The sequence below is a fragment of the Leptospira montravelensis genome (assembly GCF_004770045.1).
Classification (GTDB): Bacteria; Spirochaetota; Leptospiria; order Leptospirales; family Leptospiraceae; genus Leptospira_A; species Leptospira_A montravelensis.
In genome coordinates this window covers 711,857-729,464 of record NZ_RQFO01000004.1, presented here as the reverse complement: position 1 = coordinate 729,464, position 17,608 = coordinate 711,857, and the positions used below count along the sequence as shown (strand labels likewise).

Annotated in this window: 13 protein-coding genes and 1 tRNA gene; 8 read left to right on the top strand and 6 right to left on the bottom strand. The window is 38.3% G+C overall.

Annotated features, from left to right (window positions below; genetic code table 11):
- Window positions 1–177 precede the first annotated feature (177 nt).
- The 4 genes from EHQ31_RS04335 to EHQ31_RS04320 form a co-directional block, all read right to left on the bottom strand.
- Window positions 178–1,182, bottom strand: a complete 1,005-nt coding sequence (locus EHQ31_RS04335) for a PAS domain S-box protein (RefSeq protein WP_135569892.1) — start codon at window positions 1,180–1,182, stop codon at window positions 178–180.
- Window positions 1,183–1,322: 140 nt separating this feature from the next.
- The gene (locus EHQ31_RS04330; RefSeq protein ID WP_135569890.1) at window positions 1,323–1,892 is read right to left on the bottom strand and encodes a hypothetical protein; all 570 of its coding nucleotides are present in this window, start codon (window positions 1,890–1,892) and stop codon (window positions 1,323–1,325) included.
- 2 nt (window positions 1,893–1,894) lie between these two features.
- Window positions 1,895–3,265 (bottom strand): kelch repeat domain-containing protein, encoded by a 1,371-nt coding sequence (locus tag EHQ31_RS04325; RefSeq protein ID WP_135569888.1) that lies wholly within the window; start codon window positions 3,263–3,265, stop codon window positions 1,895–1,897.
- Window positions 3,265–4,173, bottom strand: coding sequence for an LA_3334 family protein (locus EHQ31_RS04320; RefSeq protein WP_135569886.1), 909 nt, complete (start codon window positions 4,171–4,173; stop codon window positions 3,265–3,267). Before EHQ31_RS04320 ends, EHQ31_RS04325 begins: the two co-directional genes overlap by 1 nt.
- A gap of 46 nt (window positions 4,174–4,219) precedes the next feature.
- Here EHQ31_RS04320 and EHQ31_RS04315 point away from each other — a divergent pair, with 46 nt between their 5' ends.
- The 3 genes from EHQ31_RS04315 (at window position 4,220) to EHQ31_RS04305 (ending at window position 12,499) form a co-directional block, all read left to right on the top strand.
- On the top strand, window positions 4,220–11,290 hold the full coding sequence (locus EHQ31_RS04315; RefSeq protein ID WP_135569884.1) for an RHS repeat-associated core domain-containing protein: 7,071 nt from the start codon (window positions 4,220–4,222) through the stop codon (window positions 11,288–11,290).
- A gap of 31 nt (window positions 11,291–11,321) precedes the next feature.
- The gene (locus EHQ31_RS04310) at window positions 11,322–11,780 is read left to right on the top strand and encodes a hypothetical protein (protein WP_135569882.1); all 459 of its coding nucleotides are present in this window, start codon (window positions 11,322–11,324) and stop codon (window positions 11,778–11,780) included.
- Between the two features lie 302 nt (window positions 11,781–12,082).
- The gene (locus EHQ31_RS04305; RefSeq protein ID WP_135569880.1) at window positions 12,083–12,499 is read left to right on the top strand and encodes a hypothetical protein; all 417 of its coding nucleotides are present in this window, start codon (window positions 12,083–12,085) and stop codon (window positions 12,497–12,499) included.
- 1,040 nt (window positions 12,500–13,539) lie between these two features.
- Here EHQ31_RS04305 and EHQ31_RS04300 read toward each other — a convergent pair.
- Together EHQ31_RS04300 and EHQ31_RS04295 are read right to left on the bottom strand one after the other, a co-directional pair.
- A tRNA-Arg gene (locus EHQ31_RS04300) sits at window positions 13,540–13,614 on the bottom strand.
- A 19-nt stretch (window positions 13,615–13,633) separates the two neighbouring features.
- Window positions 13,634–14,476: a hypothetical protein gene (locus tag EHQ31_RS04295; RefSeq protein ID WP_135569878.1), complete on the bottom strand. Its 843-nt coding sequence runs from the start codon at window positions 14,474–14,476 to the stop codon at window positions 13,634–13,636.
- A gap of 32 nt (window positions 14,477–14,508) precedes the next feature.
- Here EHQ31_RS04295 and EHQ31_RS04290 point away from each other — a divergent pair, with 32 nt between their 5' ends.
- From EHQ31_RS04290 to EHQ31_RS04270, 5 genes are all read left to right on the top strand, one after another.
- Window positions 14,509–14,865 (top strand): HIT family protein, encoded by a 357-nt coding sequence (locus tag EHQ31_RS04290; protein WP_135570965.1) that lies wholly within the window; start codon window positions 14,509–14,511, stop codon window positions 14,863–14,865.
- Between the two features lie 59 nt (window positions 14,866–14,924).
- A complete protein-coding gene (locus EHQ31_RS04285; protein WP_135569876.1) occupies window positions 14,925–15,680 on the top strand; it encodes a polyphosphate kinase 2 family protein in 756 nt (251 codons plus the stop codon).
- Complete coding sequence (locus tag EHQ31_RS04280) at window positions 15,677–16,417, top strand: UDP-galactose-lipid carrier transferase (RefSeq protein ID WP_135569875.1); 741 nt, start codon at window positions 15,677–15,679, stop codon at window positions 16,415–16,417. The genes EHQ31_RS04285 and EHQ31_RS04280 overlap by 4 nt, the downstream gene beginning before the upstream one ends.
- 267 nt (window positions 16,418–16,684) lie before the next feature.
- On the top strand, window positions 16,685–17,155 hold the full coding sequence (locus EHQ31_RS04275; protein WP_135569873.1) for a MarR family winged helix-turn-helix transcriptional regulator: 471 nt from the start codon (window positions 16,685–16,687) through the stop codon (window positions 17,153–17,155).
- 10 nt (window positions 17,156–17,165) lie between these two features.
- A complete protein-coding gene (locus EHQ31_RS04270) occupies window positions 17,166–17,585 on the top strand; it encodes a DUF1398 domain-containing protein (protein WP_135569870.1) in 420 nt (139 codons plus the stop codon).
- Window positions 17,586–17,608: the final 23 nt, after the last annotated feature.

Sequence of the window (17,608 nt, the reverse complement as noted above, 5' to 3'; positions counted from 1 at the left end):
GCAACCGCACTTTTCGCTTCCTTCATTAAATATGGGGATGCATCGACAATCAATGAACTTTGATCCATATATAGATTCTATCGATTAAATGCGAATTTATATACGATACAGTGTTGAAATTAAAACGTATACAGTTACTTGATTGTCATAATGGAAAAGAGGAAAGGAAAAAATAGTTTAAGGTTTTTCTGATACTACAGATAAACTAGCAGAGGTTCGTTTTACGATTTTGTTCACCAAATTGTCCAATTCCAATGCTGATTTTTTTAAATAGGAATAAATTTCCGCAGTGGTTTCCGGTGTGGTTTCAGAATCCAAAAGATTGATAAGTCCTAAGATATTCGCAAGTGGGCTACGAATTTCATGGGATTGGATTCGTGCAATTTCCTTTAGTTCATAAATTTGATTTTGTATTTTTATATCTGCTAACACTTTTTCTGTAATGTCCACAATGATTGCTGAAACATAATTGGTTTGGTTGACGATAAAACTATTTAAGCTGACTTCTACTTGTATTTCTGTTCCATCTTTTTTTACAGCAGAAGTCACTTGGTTTTTTCCAATTCTCATGGGCCTAGGTGCTTGGAAGTATCCCTCAAGCAACCGGTCATGTCCTTTTCTATGGTGCATGGGAACTAAAAGTTCTACTGGTTGGTTGATGAGTTCTTCCCTTGGAAAACCAAATGTGTTTTCAGTTTCTAAATTACAGTGGATGATTTTTCCTTCACGGTCTACGATAAGGATTGCATTTGGTGCCGATTCGATTAGGTTTCTATATTTTTGCTCACTTTCTGAAAGGGCAATTTCCATTTTTTTTCTGGCATCAATGTTTTTTCCTCTAAGGCACACACCCATTAGTTTCTTATTTTTATCATAAGTAGGATTCATTTTGTATTCGAACCAAATGGAAATATCATTGATATTTGCGATTCTTTCAATGATTACACTTTGTCCCAAAAGTGACTTTTGAAATAATTCGAAAAAAACTTCTTTGTCACCTGTTGTGACAAATTCACGGTAATCATCGGCAATATTTAATATTTTTCCAGAATAAGCAAGGATAGTATCTTTTAAATTTTGGTTAAAAGCAAGAACCGTATAATCTGTATCCATAAGCACAATGGCATCAGTAGAATTATCCAAGATCATTTGTGCATAATTAGAAGAATCTTCTGGAAACATTGGTTATCTATGGCATTTTTTTTACTTGGGTAAATCAGAAAAGAAATTTAAAGTGTTTTGAAGTTTTGTAATCCGCCATTATAGCATGATTTTAAATCTAAAGTTTATTTTAGATTAATTCTAACTAGTGAATGGCTTTGTTATCTTCTAATTAATAGAATTAAATTAATGATCACTTGTATTAATAATAGTGAAAAAATGGCACCGCCAATTCCATAAATGATCTTTGTTTTATTTTCTAATTCTTCTATACGAAATTGATTCATTAGAAAGTAAACATCTGCATTTGATGTAAGGTAAATAAATTCTTTTTCTTTTTCCTCTGGTTGCCTATTGGTTGTAGGTTTTACTGGAAATGTCGAAATTTCCTCGTCGTGCAGAATTTTTCCCGATAGCTCCGTATATCTTTCCTTAATTAGTGGGTTCGTTCGCCACCTAACATAGGCATCACTGTAGAAACGATATGCGGATTTAAATTGTTTACTGGAATATAAGTCCTCACCTTTAGCGATCCATAACTCAGTTTCTAATAGTTCCAACTTTGTTTGGTCTATTTTAGAATTTTGAAATTTGCTCAGTAGATCTTCCGCTTCCGAAAATTTTTTTTCCTTTAAATTGTATCGAAAAAGAAATGTGTCTTCTTCGGAAACAGAATCGGCCATAAGCATGAAGCTGAAAAGAATTAAAAATACTAAGCTTATCTTTTTCATATTTATCTACTTAAAATTACTGCTTTGTGTCCGAATCTACTTCTCGGCATATTGTCTGATTCCGGAACCCAAGGATTCCCACCTGGATTGGCTAAGTCTAAGGAATAGACCTGGTCTATAGGTAAATTAAATTCTGACGCGCCTCCAAATAGATATAGTTTTCTTTTTTCATACGAAACTTCCATAGCAGGATAGTATAAGGCTATAGGAGTATTGGAACCTGTAACAAAGGCATTGGAAGCATTGCCTAGGAAGGAATATTCAAATCGGTTTGAATTTGTAACTGCTGTAACAGGTTGCGATATATTGGTTCCTGTCGAACCGCCAACAACGAATAATGCGGGAGTGTCAGAGGGGAAAGGATCCGTTGAAATTGGTCTATAACAGGCATAACCTGAACCGTGTCTTGCAAGCGAAATGGAGGCTTCGATTTTTCCTGAGGTTGAATTAAGAGATGGAGCATATGCATCTGTTGTCGCATAGGCAAGCCCATCAGAATAAAATCTTCCCCCTGTAAAAATTAAACTTCCGATATAAGTACATCCAGCCATATCAATACGTGGAAAGATGTTGGTACTTGATAGGAGGCTAACCCACGTTCCATTGTTTCCAATATTTGGGTAAAATTTATAAACAGTATTAAATATAGTGCCGGTAGTCATATCCGTTGTTGTTGTTCCACCCAAGATAACGATTTCTTCATCAAAAGCACCTGCGACCCCACCTTGTAGAGTAGAGGGCATATCTGCTAGATTCTTGTTCCAAGTATTCGTTAAAGGATCGTAGGCTTCTACAATCCGACTCATCGTATAAACGGCACCATTTTTGATAATTCCACCAATGACATAGATTTTATTTTTAAAAGATACTACTTGGGCATTGAGCCGAGGTGTGGGAACATTTGTAACCGCAGGATGCCAAATATTTTCTACTGGATCGAAAAAATCTATTTCGCTAACTGCGTTTTTGTCAGAACCAATTCCTCCTACAATCCAAATGCTTCTGCGAAATATAACCGCATTGTCAGATAATGTTCTAAAAGTAGATGGAATTCCTAATCCTATTTCTTTGGTACCGCAAGATGGTAGATAACTGTAATCTGAATCAGTAATTAAGTTAGATAGGGAAACAGCGTGGACTTCACTATCAAGAAATGAAGTATCTACATTATTATAATTTGGTCCAGAGGTGACTAAAAATCCTGGAACTTTTCCTGAGCACTTCCAACTAACGACAGCTGAGTTTGTGGATATATTAGTTACGAGTTGCCATTCAATTTTTGCGGTATTGGCTTTTCCTCCTTCGGTGAGCGGATTTGCACAATTCCATATTGTAAAAAAGAATAAAAAGAATGATATTATGTTAAATTTCATTAGAAATTGACTCCACCTGATAATTCTAACCCCGTACCACAGTGAGTTTTTTCTATTTCAAAAAAGCATAAGTTTTTCCAGCCAATTCGATAGAAAGAAGGTCCATATTTTAATCCTTGCCAACCGAGTTCGATATAGGCGGAAGGGTTTGTGCCAGTTTTTGCATTATTTTGGTCGAAACGATATGTGACAGATGAAGTTCCTATTCCGACTATTCCATAAAAATCAAATAAAGGATTGGATTGAAAGACTTTTGATTGGTGAAGATAAACATAGCCAGATTGTGTAATAACTTCTTTTAATGGTCCGGTTGATTGTAAATATTCGAATTTGAATCCTAACTGATATGTGTTTTTAAATCTTAAAAATGCGGGTTCGGTAAAGACGGAAAGACCGAAAAGCGGAGGCGTTTGGTTTCCTAAAGGAGGAAAAAGTGGTAAATAGGTAAAGCTTCCACCAACTCTTGTTTGGTTGTCTAGTTTATCATTTGCTAAATATACAATTGGAAATTCCGGACTTTCGTCGGCTTCTGACACAGTGTTTTTAATTTCGCTTCTATTTATGGTTAAAAAACCAAGTTCAGATTTGATAATTACCTCATCTTTGTTTTTATCAGCGATCGTTCCTTTGATAACACTACCATTTTTTAATGATAAAATTGCGATTTTGTAGGAATTATTGATTTGTCCATTGTTAACTAAATTATAATATTCGAGATCCTTTTTGGGAACTTTATATTCAGATCCCTTAAAACGAACAACCAGCAGGCGTTCGTCTTCGTAGACAAATTCACTATGAAATACTTCACCATTAGGAAATCGAAGTTCTGCGGGATAGATTGAGATGGATGAGATCCCTAAAAAATATATAATTAATGTTGTTAACGTTTGTAATGTGGTACTTTTCATCAAATCTAACTTGTATTCGTTGACATTATTTTAAAATACTTGTTATATGGCAACATTATATTCTTCTGTTAGTTGGGTTAGTGTTATGCGGCAAATTGTAATTAGATTAGTTCTTATATTATTGTTTTCGTTTTTATTTTTGTCGTTTTTAGGGGGACAAAGATTGCCACAACAAATGCCTGAAATTGGAATTGATCCGTCTGGGAATGCTTCTTTTTCTATTCCTTTGTCAATTCCAGAGGGTTCAGGCGGACTAACTCCTTCGATTTCGCTGTCGTATAATTCAGGTATGGGTAGTGGATTATTAGGTAAAGGTTGGTCACTTGGCGGTGGAGAATATATAAAAAGAGATTCGGTGTATGGAATCAACCTGACAAATTCAGATCATTATGTTTCCTCAGAATATGGACAATTAGTAGATAGTGATGGTTCTGGGCAGTTATTCTATTCCAAAAATGAAAGTTTCGTTTCATTTTATCCACAAGGTAATTATGGATTTGGGCCTACTCAGTTTATCACTTTTGATCAATCAGGAAATCAGTCCACCTATGGCGGTGAAAACGCACAAGTTTTAACTAATAACGGAGCTGTTATTTTATGGGCTCTTTCCGAATTGAGGGATGCTCATGGTGAAACTATTCGATATGAGTGGGAACTTAGAAAGGGCGAGCTTTACCTTTCCAAAATTATTTATGCCGGAGGAGCTAGGTATATAAATTTTGAATATGAAGAAAGAGAAGATTTTTTTAATGATTACTCCGAAAAACAACTAGTTGTCCGTGATTGGCGGCTAAAAAAAATCAAATTTTATTCTGATAATTCCCACGTATATACATATGAGTTTTTTTATTCTGCTGATTCCAAAACAAAAGACTCTCTTTTAACAAAAATCGATTTTGAAAAGGACAATTTGTTTTCGGTATCGACACACCTACCATTGGAATTTGTTTATTCGATAAGTCACACAGGAGTGGAACCAAAACTAAATAGCGGTGCCAATCCGCTTTCTAATGGTTATGGTTCTGATCAAGATATCGGAGACAGGATGCTTGAGCTTTTAAAAAGAGCTATCTTCGAATACCTTTCTATGAAAGCATCGGAGCCTCCGAAAACTCAAACAAAACTTGCGAAAGCTTATAATAAAGTCCTGCCCAAATCCATCCCAAGAGCTGGTGGTGGAACAGGAAATGGTTTTGATTATAATGCATTGAATGTTGAGATGCCAACTTATAATCCAGAAACGGAATTTGTTGGAAGGTATCCACTTGGAAATAGAAATAGAGATGCTTGCAATTGGGGACCGATTGCTTGTATATGTACACTTTTCCCTGCTTGCCCTCCCTTTGTTCGAATGAAATGTGGGGAGTATGCTTTTTTTGGTGCCGATGCTTGTAATAATGGTGTATTATCTGCCAATAGAGCCGTTTTACCTACTGATATAGATGGAGATGGAATCTCTGAATATTCAAGATTACTTGGAAAGGCAGATGGAGACCAAATTTATATTCGCTCCAATGATTATGTGAATAGCAGAGATTTTAGTTCTCCTAGTTTCCCTATTAAATATAATACTTATATAGATATTGCTGATATAGATGGAGATGGCCGAACAGACTTTGCTTATGAGAGATCTGGAGTTTTATATGTTGCCTTTTCCAATGGCAGTGGGCTCGAAAGTCCCACAGCTTTTCCCAATGTGACTTTGACCCCATATATTCAAAATTATACCCGCACAGCTAATTTAGCACCTAGGGATTACTTTGTTGATATGAATAGGGATGGAAGGGCAGACTTTGTCCATTTCTGGAATGATCGAATGTCCATTTATCTGTCTCAAGGAAGGGGTTTTGCCACTGAAAAAGTGATTTGGTTTAATGGTTTTAGAAGTCCTCTCCAAGAAACGATGGATTCGAATCCATTTATCGCACACCGTATGAATCAGTTTACTGACATTGATGGAGATGGTATCCCCGAACATTTATTCGTTGTTAATGTAAATCCTCCCCCAGAGCAGTACCAATTAGCAGCTCTAAAAGCACGTCATTTCCAAGAAGTAGGCGCTGCCGATGCAGAGAGATTATCCTATACTAATGAAATCTTATCCATATTTGATGGTGCTGAGGCAGATGGAGGACGTAAAAATTTTCTTTCTGAGAGAGTTTTTTCCGATGAGAGGTCGTTGTATTGGAGTTTGGTAAACAACCCAGGAACAGCAACTGCATCTCAAAAAGATACGATTACCAAATCGATCGATAGACAATTTTTTGAAGATCGACTAAAGGAGATTGTAGATCGCCATGCAAATGAATTGGATATTGAAATAAGTCGAATTCGAAATGCTGATTTGAATGGCTCGGCGTATCAATTGGTTGTTACAAAGATTGATACAAACAATAAAACTCTTTCACAGACAATTCAAAATATTCCACGAAACATTGTGGGTTATATGGGGAAAAACTGGTTAGTCGATATTAATGGTGATGGACTTCTTGATTATGTTTCTTTTACCAATCGTAACAGTCATTTTAATCCATATGATTTTGGAGTTGAGAATGCATATACCCTACATAACGAAATTAAAGTAGCATTCAACACTGGTGGCAAATTCGATTTTGATCATTATACCAATAATTACATTAATACTGTCGTTAGGCCAGACCGGTTTGCTGAGGATAACGACCCTAATGCCAATAAAGTTTCTAGTTTTGAATTCACTGATCTCAATGAAGATGGAATCGTAGATTTTATTGTAAAAGAGTTTAACTCAGCCAATTACCACGTATATCACGGGAATGGGAATGGTTCTTTTGATAATCGATTTGATTTTAGTGTGGAATCTGCTGAGATTAATGGGAGTCGATTTGAGGATAGAAATGCGGATGGTATTCCTGACTTCTTTTATCAATACGGAAAAAATAGTACCACTAGGCAAATTTTATCCGATAGTCCATTAACTAAAGGTGGACTAATCACGAAAGTAATCAATCAAGTCAACGGCGTCGAATCTCAGATTTCCTATATATGGAAAAAAGATATGCCAGGGGCTGTCGTGAAAGGTGGTAGTTACAATACATCGCTTCCGAACTTATCTTCTCAAATGTTGGTATCCCATATCCGTAACTCCACTGGTTTGGGATATGCCGAAGAAAAAAAGGCATACTCCTATTATAACACCCGTTTTAAGCCGGGGGATATAGATTCGAACGAAAATTATGGTTTTGAATCTGTTACGGAAAGGACGTATGTAGAAGGAGTTCTGAAATTAAGAGAAGTCACTCATTATTTACACAACCCAAACTTCCCTGGTTTTGTAGGGAGCGTTCAGGTTTTCACTGGAAATGATGTTTTGGTTTCGGAAGAGTCCAAGGGTTATACAAAATTCACTCCACACCTGGGAACCAAATTAGTTTTACAAACCTCAAGCGAATCGATCCGGTATGAAAATGGACAACTGAAAGACCAAGTGATTAGTACCATGACATATGATCCTAGTTTTGCTTATTCATTAAATGTTTCTGAAGAAAACCATAATGGAAGAATCACTCGGACTGAAATAAACTATCAAACTAATTCCGCTATGAAGATACTTTCTCTTCCCATTGAATCCAAAAAGACAGTGAACGGAAGTTTGGTGGAACATAAAAAATGGACTTACACTGGTGCGGATATGGCTACGGAAAGTAAACTGGTAAGTTCGGGACAGTGGTATTCTATTTATTATTCCTATGATGCCATTGGAAATGTAACAAGCTCTACAGATTCCTTGGGAAGAACTTTGTCTTATGAATATGGTGACATTACTCGCAGTAAACCCACTGTCACAAGGAATGCACTTGGCCAAACTAGTAAAAAAACTTACGATCCAAAACTGGATGTGGAGCTAAGTATAGAAGATCCCAATGGGAATGTAGCCACCTTTGTATACGATGAATATGGAAGGAAAACTTCTAGTGAATTGAATGGGGAAAAACAAGAATCCATCGAATATACTTTTGATGGTTCTTATTTTACTACGAAACAGACCACTCACTCTGCTGAGGGTGATGTGTGGACAAAGGATACAACGGATTTACAAGGAAAGGTTGTTAAAAAAGAATCTCTTGTTGTGGAAGGCATTGTCTCTACCGTTGAAACAAAGTATGATGCTCTTGGACGGGAGATTCATAAATCCAATTCCTATTTTACGGGTGAATCCCCACGCTGGTCTTATACCTATTATTACACACAAGCAGAAGATGCAGAGGAACGACCTAAAGAAACCATTGCTGCTACGGGAGAAATTTCCCGAATAGTGTATGAACTTCGGACAAACACTGTGACAACCACAAACCAATCGGAAGTGATTCGCACAGAAACACAAAACCTAGACAATTGGGGAAGGCTAGTATCCAAAACAACCCAAGGGGAAACATTACAATACCAGTATGACAATGCAGATCGTATGGTTCAAATCTCCGATCCAGGGAATGGGCTTACAGAAATTAGTTACGATATTGGTGGAAGAAAAACCAGGTATAGTGATTCCAATTCCGGCACCATACATTACACCTACAACGTAGCAGGAGATTTACTGACCCAAACCGATGCGCGTGGGATCGTGATTCGTAAAGAAGTGGATGGGATGGGAAGGATTACCAAGGTAATTCCTGGAAATGAAACACCCACCATATATGAATATGATTCAGGAAACTCGTTATCGAGTGCTTATGTGATTGGAAAATTAACCAAAGTGACAGATGGTTCGGGTGTCACGGAACTGGCTTATGATAGAAAAGGAAATGTAACTGGTGAAAAACGGATCATAGACGACTTACAGGTGTTATTCCAAAGAACCTATGATGCCTTTGGTCGTGTGAAAACTCTCACTTACCCGGAAGGAACACTCGTTCGTAACCATTACACGGGTACAGGCCAACTTGGCTTTTTGACAATGGACTCTCATGATGGGAATAGTTTGAACCATACGGTGGTGAGCTATGAAGGTCCAAAGATCGCTGACGATAAATATTACATAGAACGAAAAACTGGAAATGGGATTGTTACAAAGATTGGTTACGACCCACTTCGAATGCGACCACAATCGCTCGTGACTTACTTAAAAGACAGTTCTGTCGAACAAAGTATTAAGTATGATTATGATAAACGCGGAAACATTGCTGCTATCACCGATCTAATGAATGAATCTAGAAACCAAAGTTTTGAATATGATCCTTTGAACCGAGTGACGAAGGCCATTGGAAAATACGGGGAAGAAAACTACAATTATCATAGGAACGGAAACCTTTTGAATAAGGGAGCATTTACTTATTCCTATGAAAATGGAAACCATATCCATGCTGTGACAAGAGTGAATAGTCCAAATACTGGAATCGTTGGTTATACCTACGATGCGATGGGGAATATGACCACACGCAATGGGGATACGTTAGTTTATAATGCGCAAAACAAATTGCAACGTATCGAAACCATCGGCGGAGACAAATTCGAATATACTTATGACCATTCAGGGATGAGGATTAAAAAAACTTTACAGAATTCCAATACAACCACCTACAGTTTTGGTAACTATTATGAAATCCACCGAAGCCCTGGACAACAAGAGAAACATACATTATATGTGATAGGAGCAGAAGGGGATAAGGTGGCCCAGTATAGCCGAGGGGATGCCATTCTCTTGGGGCAAATGGCCTCAAACGAGTGGCTAGTGAACCCATTTTGCAAGGATGTAAGCATCGATTGTGATACGTATTGGAAGAACCGAGTTGGGTTTGCCTTCGTAAGTTTTCTACAAGATACGAATGTTTATGTAGATGGGAAAATCCGAGGAGGCCATCGAGCACTGCCTTGGTTGGTTTTACTTGGATTTCTATTCTGGGTGGTATACAAAACAAGAGACCAACAAACTGGAATTGACTTAGAGAATAAAACTTCGGATATATTTGGAATAACCATTTTACCTATCTTATCCAATCGATTCCAAAAACAGATTCCTCGATATGGAACGGCGTTATTTGTAGTCCTTTTTACTTTTACCACCACAGCGGGCTGCTTTCCATTGTTACTTGGCAGCGGGGAGGCAGAATCCGGGACACCGATTTGGATGCTTGGTCTGGGGAATGGCATTCCTAGTGATACACCATCTGTTGCCGACGAACCAGGCCAAGGTGGAAGTGGCAGTGGAGGAGGATCTTCCACAGGAAATGCGAGAGTATCAGGAATGTATTTTTTCCATCCAGACCATTTGGGAAGTATTACGATGATTACGGATGGAAACGGAAACGTTCTAGCAGGTGGCGAGAGAGGTGGTAAAAGTCATATTACTTACAAACCATATGGAGAAATATTCAGGACAGATTCTTATGGGCCAGACATTACTAAATTCAAATATACGGGACAAGAAGAAGACCAGGAAAGTGGATTGTATTATTACAAGGCACGGTATTATGATGCGGGCCTTGCTAGGTTTGTGAGTAATGATGGTATGGTGTTTCCCGATAAAGAGCAAGGGATGAACCGAATGATGTATGTGGAAGGGAATCCGATAGCGTTTGTCGACCCAGGTGGAAACAATAAATATATTCATATGTTTAATCGAATTGTGGGTCATGCGATGGGTAAGGATTTTGGCGGACAAGGAATCAATAAATTAGGTAAAAATATTTCCACGGGTATAAATAAAGCTGCAGTTAGAAATACCATGTGGGCTTCTGATAGATTATCAATCAGAAGGCATGTTAAATATATAGCAAGGGAAGGAGCTGAAAAAGGAATTGGTCATAGAAATGAACGGCTTAAGGATTATGCAAAAGACTACATTGAATCAAAAATTGAAACTCTATTGGTAAAAAGTCTTACGCGGCAACCCCTAACTGATAAAGATTACCAAATAGATGCTGAGGATTTTGTTATTGGCTTTGTAAGATCAGAACTAATTTATCAAGCAGGATTGACTTTTGCATCGAATATTGCAGGCAATTTATTAACAAATATAAAAGACAATCCATTTGATATATTTAAATATTACAATAAATATGAAAGAATAAGGAAAGATACAGATTTGGTAAAAAAAGTAAATTCTTGTAAGACAGGCTGGCTGGCCGCCTGTGTAGAAAAGTAAGGCAGTTTATTAATATTAAGTGAGGTTATTGATGATAAAATATTATGTATGTAAAGTCAATTTTCTACTGACGGTTTTCATTTTTTATTTCCATTGTAATGGTATCGGTGGGCCTTCTGTGATCCCCTACGAAAATTTTAAAAATCAAGCCGAAAGCTTTTTCTATATAAAAGTGTCCGAATGCGGACGTGCATATTCGGTGAATAGCCCCGATACGCAAAGTTCTCGAAGCGATGATGGCTACTTATTAGGACTTTTATCGGGTGCTGCGGGCAAAGCTTCTGAAATTTTGTCTTACGCAGGACCCATCTATGTGACGAAGAAAGATGCGAACTTTTGTTACAAAGCAATACTTGCAGTTCCTTGTGGGCAAAACATATCAGAATTTCTTGCCGCATATAGCGCGACTTACATTGTTCATTGTTCTCCAGAGAAAGCCTGTATGACAAGTCATCAAAACGGCATGCAAGGAAATTTTTGCATTAGGTGAAATACCCTTGCAAAACTAGAAATCGTAAAAAATTTTTTGGTAAGTTAACAACATTGCTACTAATGTTGATTTTTTTCTATCCCCCCTTCCTCAAGCGAGAAGGATACGTCGGGCTTGGTCCGCAGGACGGGAGCGCACGCGGACCCCAGAGTAGCCTGATCCCGACGAACAAGAGAATAGTGATCGCCAAACGGTAGATAAGTTGTGAATTGGTTTTTATGTTCGGGACTCGCCCTAGTTTGTGAGTCAAAAATAGCTTTTTGAATATTCAAAAAGAACTCCGAAGGAAGGAAGAGCCGGTAATGAAATTTCGATTTTCATTGTTTATGATATTTTTGATTTCCTGTTCATTCGATGGAGGAAAAGTCAAAAATTTAAATGATTTTTTAAAAGAAAAAAGAGAGATAATTAATTTTAAATTAATTCAATGTGGTATCGGTGAAAGTAATAATCTGGAAAGATTAGACGAGAATCTCTCTTTGCTTCTCCTTTTGCCAGAATCTTCGCTTTATGATCTTGGATTATTTAAAAGCCATGTCACAAATAAAGACGCCCATTTTTGTTATGATGCATTATATAGTGTCCAGTGTGGTAGAACTACTGGAGAATCGGCTCAAAATATAATGGCGACAAATTTGCTTTATTGTAATCCTAAAAGTGCATGTATGGGAGATAAGCAAAATTTAGGTCAAGGGGAACCTTGTATATCCGGTGAATGAACTTGTCAGTTTGATGATTCGAAGATTAACATAAAAAATAAATATTATAATATTCTTATTTTGTTTGGATTTATCGGTTGCAGGGTATTTCTGAAAGGCAGTGTGTGTGGGGGCATAGCAAAAGACAAATAGAGTTAAAGTAATGGTATAATCCTCAACAATCTTATACCACAGGTTCCGTTTCTGGTCAGGTTTTTTCTAGTGTATAAAGATTGAAAAAAAATTATGTGCCCCAGGAGGGAATCGCCCTCTCCGCTGCCAACACATCCTGTGTTGCCTGCGCTTCGAGGCACGGTTTGGCTCTCCCTTCGCCGTCCTGGCTACGGGACAGAAATGTTCACTCCCTATGGGTCGTTCTCATTTCTGATCGTAAAACTGTTCAATTCCCAGTTTTTATGTGTTATGTGGATTTTGTTTTTGGTAAAAAAATTATGTGCCCCAGGAGGGAATCGCCCTCTCCGCTGCCAACACATCCTGTGTTGCCTGCGCTCCGAGGCACGGTTTTGTTCGTCGCCTCCCATCCAGGTCGGCTAATCCAAATAATTGCTCCCTATGGGTCGCAATCATTTGGCTCACAAAACTGTTCGATCCCCGACTTTGTTCTGTTAGATGGACTCGTTTGTGTTAATTACATTGGTGCCCCAGGAGGGAATCGCCCTCTCCGCTGCCAACACATCCTGTGTTGCCTGCGCTCCGAGGCACGGTTTTGTTCGTCGCCTCCCATCCAGGTCGGCTAATCCAAATAATTGCTCCCTATGGGTCGCAATCATTTGGCTCACAAAACTGTTCGATCCCCGACTTTGTTCTGTTAGATGGACTCGTTTGTGTTAATTACATTGGTGCCCCAGGAGGGAATCGCCCTCTCCGCTGCCAACACATCCTGTGTTGCCTGCGCTCCGAGGCACGGTTTTGTTCGTCGCCTCCCATCCAGGTCGGCTAATCCAAATAATTGCTCCCTATGGGTCGCAATCATTTGGCTCACAAAACTGTTCGATCCCCAACTTTGTTCTGTTAGATGGACTCGTTTGTGTTAATTACATTGGTGCCCCAGGAGGGAATCGAACCCCCACTGTCGGTTCCGAAGACCGATGTTCTATCCGTTGAACTACCAGGGCATGGTGACGGGATCTAATGTCAGGATAGACGGGGCCTGTCTTCGGGCAAATGATTTTTTGGAGGAGAGAGGCTGATACGAATGATGTAGAGAGAAAGAAGAATGGTCCAACCTATTAGAAAAAACCTAAGGAAGAGGAAGATATAATAAATGGGTTTTGTTTCTCCAGGAACAATGAATACGGTTAAGTCGTTAGCTTGAATGATCTGAGAGCCAGGAAATTTTTTTCGGATCGAATCAAATGCCTTACGAAAATCGCCAAGTCTTTCGGATGGATCTAAATGAAAATCATTGGTATAACGTAAGGAACCTTCATCTCCAAAGGCGTAAAAATGTGATTCCCAACCTAAAAAACCAAACTCAGCAGGTAAGGAACCGGGTGGGTTTCTCACAAAAAAATAGATAGTTCCTGGATCTATGGGAAAAGAGGGGATTTGTCCTTCCAACCTCAGTTTATCCCGACTAAACCCATCTTCATAAAAATCCGACCAATCTCCCCACTGGTAAAGAACCCCCGATTCTCCTTTCCAAAGAAATCCTCCGAGACTGGGAAGAGTTTCCAATGATTCTTCTAACAAAGATAGGCGATTGTTTTTTGATTTGATATCTGCTTCGGTCAAACCAAGGGTGCGTAAATTGTTTTTTAGATGGATGCGAAGTTCACGGACTTCGGCCGTATTCGATTCATGAATACGTTTTCGGATTTCAGTTTCTTCTTTGCGAAAGGGATTTGCAAATACCGTTTCTGATAAGGAATATATGAATTCAGTTAGTGGGTCTGAAGAATCACCTTTTGTTTGTGCAAAAGTACTTTCTGTGCCAATCAGAAATAGAAAGGGAAGGATCAAAAAATAGATTCTCATCTCTTTACCTATCGGCCAAATTGGGAAGAATGATAAACTGTCCCATCTGTGATGCGCACAAAAATGAAACACAAATTGCCTACCAAAATGAAAATTGGATACTGAGAAAAGCAGACCAAAACTTAGAAGGGTATTTATATATGGAGCACCGTAACCACGTGGATTCTTGGTTTGGGTTGTCACTTTCGGAGTTTGAAAATTACGGGCGTGCCCTTCACAAAGCAACAGAGATTTTGAAAGAATACAATCCAGAAAAAATGTACATCGTTGCCATCGCAGAAAGAGTACCTCATTTACATGTGCATTTAATCCCTAGATACGAAAACCAAGACAAAGGCCTGGAGCATATCGCCAAAGCCACAGGACCCGGTTTTCCAAAACCCATGTAAAACAAAAATTTAAGAAAAAAAGGTAGGTTTTTTTTAAAACTTACCTTTTCTTTTTCTTTGTGGTTTTAGAAAGACATCCAACCAACCAAATTCCCAAGTATTCGGCAAGTGACCTAACTGATTTACAAGAAAGGTTTTTTTTATTACAACGCGAAAGTTCCAAACAAAAAATTGCTCATATTTTTTTATTAGAGGGATTTTCCTCTACTGGTAAAGGTTCCATTTTACAGTCGTTAACGATTCGTTTGGACCCCAGAAAATTTAAAGTATATTCACCTTATGTTCATTTGTCTGAGGACAGAGGTTATCCTTTTCTTTGGAATTTCTGGAGAGTAGTTCCTCGTTATGGTGAGTTTTTGTTTTACCTGAATACTTACTATAGTCGCCTTGCTTTCCTTCGTTCCGAAAAAAAAATCAGCCAATCGGAATATGATCACAGACTCCTTTCCATTTTAAATACAGAAAGAATCTTATCAAAAGACAAAATAATAGTTCATAAATTCTTTTTACATATTTCTAAAAAAGATCAAAAAAAACGTTTGGAAGATTCTAAAAAAAAGAAAAAGGAATGGGAACTCTCTGCCTTTGACAAAGACCAAGGAAAACATTACAATCGTTACTTTGAAATTTTTGATTCTATTTTGAGTTCCTCCCGAACCATTGATTCTCCCTGGCAAATCATCACCTGTGAGAAAAAAGAAGATACGAAACTACTGGTTTTCGAATCAATTTTAGACCGTTTAGAAAGAGTTTTACAATATGATTCTCGAACCGCACTAAAATCCATCAATCATGGTATGGAGCTTATCCCATGAAATCCAATGCATCTATGAGCCGCATTTTACATTTAAACCAATTGAATCAGGAAGAAAAACTTTCAGCTGAAGAATACCAGTTGAAAATGAAAGTCTTAAAAAATCAAATCCGAGACCTTACCTTTCTTTCCAAAGAAAAAGAAAGACCTGTTTTATTTGTTTTCGAAGGATGGGATGCAGCAGGGAAAGGTGGTGCCATTCGAAGGCTCACTCAAGAAATAGATCCAAGGTTATTTGAAGTCCATAATATTTCCGCACCCAATGCAGAAGAAATTCAACATCATTATCTTTGGAGATTTTGGAATCGTATTCCGAAAAAAGGTCATATAGGCATTTTTGATCGTTCTTATTACGGTCGTGTACTCGTCGAACGAGTAGAAGGTTTTGCATCTGAATCGGAATGGTCGCGTGCATACGAAGAAATCGCATTATTCGAGGAACAATTGGTAAGTTTTGGAACCATCGTTCTCAAATTCTGGCTTCATATTGATTCAGCCGAACAACTGTTACGTTTTGAAACAAGAAAAACTGACCCTCTCAAACGTTGGAAACTTACAGACGAAGATTGGCGAAACCGGGAAAAATGGTCTCTTTATGAAGAAGCAGCCAATCAAATGTTCCAAAAAACCGACGCACCCAAAGCTCCTTGGTATTTAATTCCCGCCAATGATAAGTATTTTGCAAGGACCAAAGTCTTAGAAACCGTAGTTGGTAGATTACAAGAGGAACTCGAGTAATAGGAATTCAATGTTTTTAAAACTTTGGGCGAGTCCCTTAATTAAAACAAATAAAAGCATCACATCCGTTTGGCGGTATCTTAGTTCCTTATTCGCGGGACCGGGCTACTTTGGGGTCCGCTATCGCTCCCGTCTGCCTGCGGCAGACCAAGCCCGTCGTATCCCTTTCGCGGTGACAAACTTCATTTTTTATAAAATTTCATTCTAATCGAAAACTTCCAATTTAATTTCCTTGACAATAGTTTCCTAGGAAACTAAAATCCTTCTATGCCGAAAAAGGAAAATTTAGAACCCAGCCATCTAAAATCCCACCTGGGATATCATTTACGTGTGGTTTCCAATGCTGTTTCGCATTCCTTTGCCAAAAAACTAGAAAGTTTGGATGTGACCGTTGCTGAATGGGTGATCCTTAGGGAAATGTATTCTTATAAAACCAACACTTCACCAAGTGTGGTCGCAGAGATCACCGGTCTCAGTCGGGGAGCTGTCTCCAAACTGATTGATAGGCTATTAAACAAAGGACTTGTGAGTCGCGAAGAAGCAAGTGAAGACCGGCGTTTCCAAGAAATCAAACTGACTAAAGAGGGTGTTCGACTTGTTCCGAAACTCTCTGAAATTGCCGATGAAAACGATTCAGCTTTTTTTTCTCTTCTATCTCAATCAGAAAAAGAAGAACTAAAGAAGACTCTCATAAAACTAACTTCGGCCCATAAACTTAATTTAAACCCAATCGAATGAGGAAAAAACAATGACAAACCTAATCACAAAACTATCAGAAGCGCAAAAATTAGCCATGTCCATCCGACCAAAAGTTGGTGGTTTTCCTACTTTAGCAGAGGTTCTACGGGAAGCCGGGGTTATCGAGAATCGTTGGTTTTTGCCATCCTGCCAAGCCATTTACCAAATGAAAGAAGGCTCCGTTGTACAACAAGGAACTCCACTTGTCACAGGAGTCCACGAGATCCCAAAGTTTCACCGCGAAAATGTAATCAAAGCAATACGCGAAGACCAGGAAGGAAAAAGTACGTTTCCAGAATTTTTAAAGGCAGCTTGGGAAGCGGGTGTTGTTGGGTATGATGTAGATTTTACGAATCGAAAAGTAATTTATTACGGCGTGAATGGGGAAAGTTATTGGGAAGAGTATCCGGCAGTGACATTGGAAGGATAACGTTTGAGACGAGAAATTTGTAT

Excerpts from the sequence above, each read along its gene's own strand:
- EHQ31_RS04295 (WP_135569878.1), bottom strand. The coding sequence starts at position 14,476 with ATGAGAATCTATTTTTTGATCCTTCCCTTTCTATTTCTGATTGGCACA.
- EHQ31_RS04305 (WP_135569880.1), top strand. The coding sequence starts at position 12,083 with ATGAAATTTCGATTTTCATTGTTTATGATATTTTTGATTTCCTGTTCA.
- EHQ31_RS04335 (WP_135569892.1), bottom strand. The coding sequence starts at position 1,182 with ATGTTTCCAGAAGATTCTTCTAATTATGCACAAATGATCTTGGATAAT.
- EHQ31_RS04270 (WP_135569870.1), top strand. The coding sequence starts at position 17,166 with ATGACAAACCTAATCACAAAACTATCAGAAGCGCAAAAATTAGCCATG.
- EHQ31_RS04310 (WP_135569882.1), top strand. The coding sequence starts at position 11,322 with ATGATAAAATATTATGTATGTAAAGTCAATTTTCTACTGACGGTTTTC.
- EHQ31_RS04325 (WP_135569888.1), bottom strand. The coding sequence starts at position 3,265 with ATGAAATTTAACATAATATCATTCTTTTTATTCTTTTTTACAATATGG.
- EHQ31_RS04280 (WP_135569875.1), top strand. The coding sequence starts at position 15,677 with ATGAAATCCAATGCATCTATGAGCCGCATTTTACATTTAAACCAATTG.
- EHQ31_RS04320 (WP_135569886.1), bottom strand. The coding sequence starts at position 4,173 with ATGAAAAGTACCACATTACAAACGTTAACAACATTAATTATATATTTT.
- EHQ31_RS04315 (WP_135569884.1), top strand. The coding sequence starts at position 4,220 with ATGGCAACATTATATTCTTCTGTTAGTTGGGTTAGTGTTATGCGGCAA.
- EHQ31_RS04330 (WP_135569890.1), bottom strand. The coding sequence starts at position 1,892 with ATGAAAAAGATAAGCTTAGTATTTTTAATTCTTTTCAGCTTCATGCTT.
- EHQ31_RS04275 (WP_135569873.1), top strand. The coding sequence starts at position 16,685 with ATGCCGAAAAAGGAAAATTTAGAACCCAGCCATCTAAAATCCCACCTG.